Raw genomic sequence first — 5,010 nt, 5'->3', positions numbered from 1 at the left:
CTTTATGGAAAAAACACGCAGGCGCTCGGCGAAGAGGAGCTCGCAGCGCTGCGGCTGAAATATTTCGGCTTCATTTTTCAAGCCTACAATCTGTTCCCCGTGCTGACCGCCACGGAAAACGTGATGGTGATGCTCGATCTTCTCGGAGTGTCCCGGCAGATTGCTCGGGAGCGCGCGCGCGAACTCCTGAAATCGGTGGGCTTAGGTCACCGACTCGACTCCTTTCCCTCTCAGTTGAGTAGCGGCCAGAGACAGCGCGTCGCGATCGCGCGCGCTCTGGCCGGCGATCCCAAGATCCTGATGGCCGACGAACCGACTGCCGCGCTGGACGCTGAAAGCGGACTTCGCGCCATTGAGCTTTTGCAGATGCTTGCGCATCAGCAGGAGCGAGCGGTGGTCATCGTCACCCATGATCCGCGTATCCTTCAATTCGGGGATCGGGTGATACATCTCGAAGATGGACAAATCGCCGAGCGTTTGGCGACGCCGCGCGGTCCATCTCCCCTGCACGCAATGGGAGCCTTGTGATGAAAATGTCGTCACGCGTCGTCGCAATTCTGACTTTCCTCGGCCTGGCCGCGCTGAGCCTCTTTCTCTTTCAGTCGATCGAGAGCACGCAGTCAACCGCTCGCGCCACAACGTCGCTCGCCGGAGTTGCGCAGCATGTCGCCGCCGCGCCGGGAATGGTGGAGCCTGAAGGCGAGGAGCGCGAAATCGCCGCGCAAGCGACAGGCGTCATCCGCGAGATGCGGGTCGAGGAGAACGATGAGGTGGCGGCCGGTCAGATCATCGCGGCGCTCGATAATACCGAGCAGGTTGCTCGGCTGGAGTCCGCGCGCGCGGCGCTTGCGCTGCGGCAGGCCGAACTCGAGCGCCTCACCAATGGCGCGCGCGCCGAGGAGCGCCGAGAGGCGAGGGATGCTCTGATGGAGGCGGACGCGGCGCTCGATTTGGCGCGACGCGAACATGAGCGACGGCTGCCGCTCACCAAGAGCGGCGTTTCGCCCCAAGCGGCGCTTGATCAGGCCACGTCCCATTGGAACGTCAACAAGGCGCGGCGCGCGGCGATCGCGGAAAGGCTCGCGATGCTCGAGGCTCCGCCGCGCGCTGAAGATCTCGCGGCGGCGCGCGCGCGGGTGCGGCTCGCGGAGGCGGATGTGGCGCTGTCGGAGGCGCTTTTGGAAAAGACGCTGGTGCGGTCGCCGATCGCGGGCACGATCCTGCGTCGCTCTCGCGTCGCCGGTGAAGCCGTGACGCACGTGCCGCCGACGCCGATCGCCATCGTCGGCAATGTTCGCGGTCTGCGCGTGCGCGCGGACGTCGATGAGACCGACGTCGGGAAAATCGTCGCCGGGCAGCGCGTCGAGGTCACTGCGGACGCGTTCCCAAATCAGAAGTTTGGCGGAAGAGTTTTCCGCGTATCGTCCAGAATGGGCGCCAAGATGGTTCAGACCGGTCGGCCGACCGATCGCGTCGACGCCAAGGCGCTGCAGGTGCTTATCGATCTCGACGCCGGCGTGAAACTGCCCGTCGGGCTGCGCGTTGACGCCTATTTTTTGGTCCGCTCGCTCTCGGCTCAGACAGGTTGGCTCCAACCAATGAAGGCGCAGAAATTCGGAGGGCGGTTCACCATAGCGCGCGACTGACGGAGTGCGGGTTAATTCTAGATGACGCCCAGGCCGAGGCGCATGTGCCTCTATGTCTGTAGCGAGATTGGAGGCGGATAATGATGGGTCTTGTTGGTGAAGCCCGTCCCGAGCTTTTGGATTACATGAGGCCCGACGATCGGCGCGCCATTCAATCGCGCCGCGATCTTCTACTCCTTGCCTATTACAGGCACCCTCCGAGGAATGCACTCGCTATCGGCGACAGTGCCTCATGCTTCGATTCGGCAAGGTATTAGCGCAGGCGGAGATCACGAATGACGCGGACTGCGGCTAAGGCTGACGTTCGTTTCTGAGGTAGGCGCCGGAATTATCATAGGCGCTATCAGAAGGAGAGCGCCAAAATGGCTAAGCTCGCTCGCGCAGTATATCCCGAACTCTTGGATTCTCTTCCATGCGACGATCCCCGAGCAATGCAGTCGCGCCGCGACCTGCGGCGCGTTAACAGCTGGATGCAGCAGACCAAGATCATGGCGGCGCTGCTTTCCCGCCATTTCGACAGGACGCCGAAAACCATTCTCGATCTCGGCTCCGGCGACGGGGCACTGATGCTCGGCGTCGCAAATCGCCTGGCGCCGAAGTGGCAAGGCGTTACGGCGCGCCTGCTCGACCAGCAGGATATTCTATCGGACGAGACCCGCCAAGCCTTTGAAGCGATCGGATGGCGGGTGGAGAGCGTCGTCGCAGACGTCTTCGATTACCTTTCGCATGACGCCGCGACGACGGACATCATCTCAGCAAATCTGTTTCTGCATCATTTTGAAAACCCGGACCTCGCCCGCTTACTTGAATTGGCGGCGGCGCGCACGACGCTGTTAGCAGCGTGCGAACCTCGTCGCGATCGCTTTTCGCTCATGGCGAGCAGCCTGGTCTGGGTCATCGGCTGCAACGACGTCACCCAATGGGATGCGAAGACCAGCGTGCGCGCCGGCTTCGCCGACCGCGATCTGTCTAAGCTGTGGCCAAATCAGAACGGCTGGATTCTCGACGAGACCTCCGCAATGCCGTTCACGCACTGCTTCGCGGCGCGGAAGTCGAATTCCGCCCCAGGCGACACGCCTCCGGTCGACTCTCCGTAAGCCAACCGTGCGCTTTCGCTCTAAGCCATCCGTGCGCTGTCGCTCTCGCGAGCGGCTGGCCTGGCCAATCGGCGCAGCGCTCCGGAAGTGCTTCGCGAAGAGGTAGATGAGGAGTCGTATCGTGACGGAAGCAAGCGTGATCATCGGCGGCGGCGTCGCTGGAGCTACGGCGGCCCTCGCTTTATCCCGCGCGGGTCGGCGCGTCGATCTCTATGAGCGCTCGTTGTCCGCGAGCCACAAGATTTGCGGCGAGTTTCTGAGCCGGGAAGTCAGCGCAAATCTGCGATCTCTTGGCGTAGACCCGGTGGAGCTGGGCGCTCGGCCGATCAATCGCGTGCGTCTGGTTCGGGGCAGTCGCAGCGTCGACGAGCCGCTGCCATTTCCGGCTCTGGCGCTATCGAGAAAAGTCCTCGACGAGGCTCTGCTCGAACATGCGGCGTCTTGCGGCGTGAATGTCGTTCGCGGCAAGGCGGCGCGGTTCATCGAGCAATCGGATGACGGCGGCTTCGAAGTGTCCTTCGGCTCAGGAGACAGCGCGCCGGCTCGGACGATTTTTCTTGCGACCGGCAAGCACGATCTGCGCGGCGTCAAGCGCGCTGCGCCTGGGCGCCAAAGCGATTATCTCGCTTTGAAAATGTATTATCGTTTCAACAAGAAAAAGACTGAGCATTTGCGGTGGGTGACGGAGCTGATTCTCCTGAAGGAATGCTATCTCGGGCTAATGCTCGTCGAAGACGATCACGTCAACTTTTGTTTCGTGATCAGCGAGGAGCGCTTCGCCAAAGGAGGGGGAACCTGGCAAGGTGTTCTGCAGCAATTCAGCAGCGAGTCGGGCTACGTCGCGGCTTACTTGGAGGGCGCCGTGCCTTTGCTGGATCGCCCGCTTGCGATCAGCCGCATTCCTTATGGTTTTGTACACATTCCGTCCCCTGCGGACCCGCCGGGCCTATGGCGGCTTGGAGATCAGATTGCGGTGATCCCTTCTTTCACCGGCGACGGGATGGGCATGGCGAGCTGCAGCGCAGTTCTAGCGGCCAACATGTTTCTCGAAGGCGAGACCTCGCATGCGTTTCACCACCGGTTTGGCAGCATTGTCAGAAGACAGATGCGCGTCTCAAAGCCGCTCAACAGCATGTTCTTCAGACATCCGGTTGGCCAGGACGCCCTAATATGGCTCGCCTCGCGGTTTCCTAGCGGCGTGCGCGCGATCGCGCGCGCGACGCGCGTTCCCGAAGAGGCGATTCCGCGTATCGACTAAGTCATATTTCCATCGGACCACGTTTATGACCGCCAACGACACAAGCACTATCTCCAAATCAGCCGATCGGACTCGCTGCTTTCATCATGCGTTTGAAGGTAGGCCATAACGGCGTTTACAGATCAAGTATCAGCTTGTACATATAAATGTATGAGCCAAGAAGCGCCAGATGCGATGGTCTCGGGCTAGGCGCGTCATCTCAACAACGGAACTCTCGAACGCTACGGCGGTCTGCCCCAGCGAGATGAGTGTGAGATGGCCCAACGATTACGTTTTTGGGCGGGGCGCTTGACTGACCCAACTTTTTCCTGGTCTCCCTAGAATCGACAGCCTCTTTCAGCGAGGAGATCTATAATGATACTCTCGAGCCGGATTATCGATCAGGGAACCCAGCTGAACTCGAGCCGCTCCATACGACAGACGCGACTCATGATTCTTCTGCTGTCTGTTTTGACCTTCTCTGGTGCGCAGGACGCCCAGGCTCAGTCCCTCAAGCGCGATCTGCGGGGCTTTTCGCTCGGCATGTCCAAGGATGAAGCGGCAAGACTCGCGCGCTCGCAGTGCAACAACTTCGGAAAGGTCTCGTTTCATGGCGGCATGCGCGCCGAGGAGTTCTTCGCATCGTCATCTGAATACGGGAAACAGTTCTCCTGCAGATTTGAAGACGGCTCCATCGTCAACTATGCGCTCACCCCGCGGACCGGCAAGGTCTACAAGCTGAACGGCGTGTTCCTTTCACAGATGACCTGTCCGGAGCTTCTCGATTTCATCATCGAAGAATTTAAAGTAAGCGAGAAATATTCGAAATATCATCCAAAGCCCAAAGCCGAGCGCGACTGCCAGGGATGGGCGTGGCAATCCGGTCCGAGCTACGATTTGAAAGTTTGGCTTAACGAGCCCGACGCCACGCGATTCAACGTGAGCTTGATGGACAGCGAAGTTGTCCGGCAGAACGAGGCCTCGGCCGAGGATTCCGAAAAACAGTCGGGCGTCAAACCTCGCTTGTAGG

5 protein-coding genes are annotated in these 5,010 nt (G+C 60.4%); all 5 read left to right on the top strand.

Features of this window, described 5'->3' with window-relative positions; translation table 11 throughout:
* A partial coding sequence (locus tag IYY11_RS00100) for an ABC transporter ATP-binding protein (protein ID WP_196402265.1) occupies positions 1-528 on the top strand: 528 nt, incomplete at its 5' end.
* Positions 528-1,646 carry an HlyD family secretion protein gene (locus IYY11_RS00095; RefSeq protein WP_196402264.1) on the top strand — a complete coding sequence of 373 codons (1,119 nt, stop codon included), beginning with the start codon at positions 528-530 and terminating at the stop codon, positions 1,644-1,646. The genes IYY11_RS00100 and IYY11_RS00095, both read left to right, overlap by 1 nt.
* A gap of 431 nt (positions 1,647-2,077) precedes the next feature.
* Positions 2,078-2,743 (top strand): class I SAM-dependent methyltransferase, encoded by a 666-nt coding sequence (locus tag IYY11_RS00090; RefSeq protein ID WP_246719519.1) that lies wholly within the window; start codon positions 2,078-2,080, stop codon positions 2,741-2,743.
* Positions 2,744-2,864: 121 nt separating this feature from the next.
* Positions 2,865-4,001 carry an NAD(P)/FAD-dependent oxidoreductase gene (locus IYY11_RS00085; protein ID WP_196402262.1) on the top strand — a complete coding sequence of 379 codons (1,137 nt, stop codon included), beginning with the start codon at positions 2,865-2,867 and terminating at the stop codon, positions 3,999-4,001.
* A 354-nt stretch (positions 4,002-4,355) separates the two neighbouring features.
* Positions 4,356-5,009 carry a hypothetical protein gene (locus IYY11_RS00080; RefSeq protein WP_196402261.1) on the top strand — a complete coding sequence of 218 codons (654 nt, stop codon included), beginning with the start codon at positions 4,356-4,358 and terminating at the stop codon, positions 5,007-5,009.
* Position 5,010 lies beyond the last annotated feature (1 nt).

It is taken from the genome of Methylocystis sp. H62, from assembly GCF_015709515.1.
Lineage (GTDB): Bacteria > Pseudomonadota > Alphaproteobacteria > Rhizobiales > Beijerinckiaceae > Methylocystis.
Note: the sequence above shows the minus strand (reverse complement) of the source record. Positions and strands in the feature narration are given on the sequence as shown.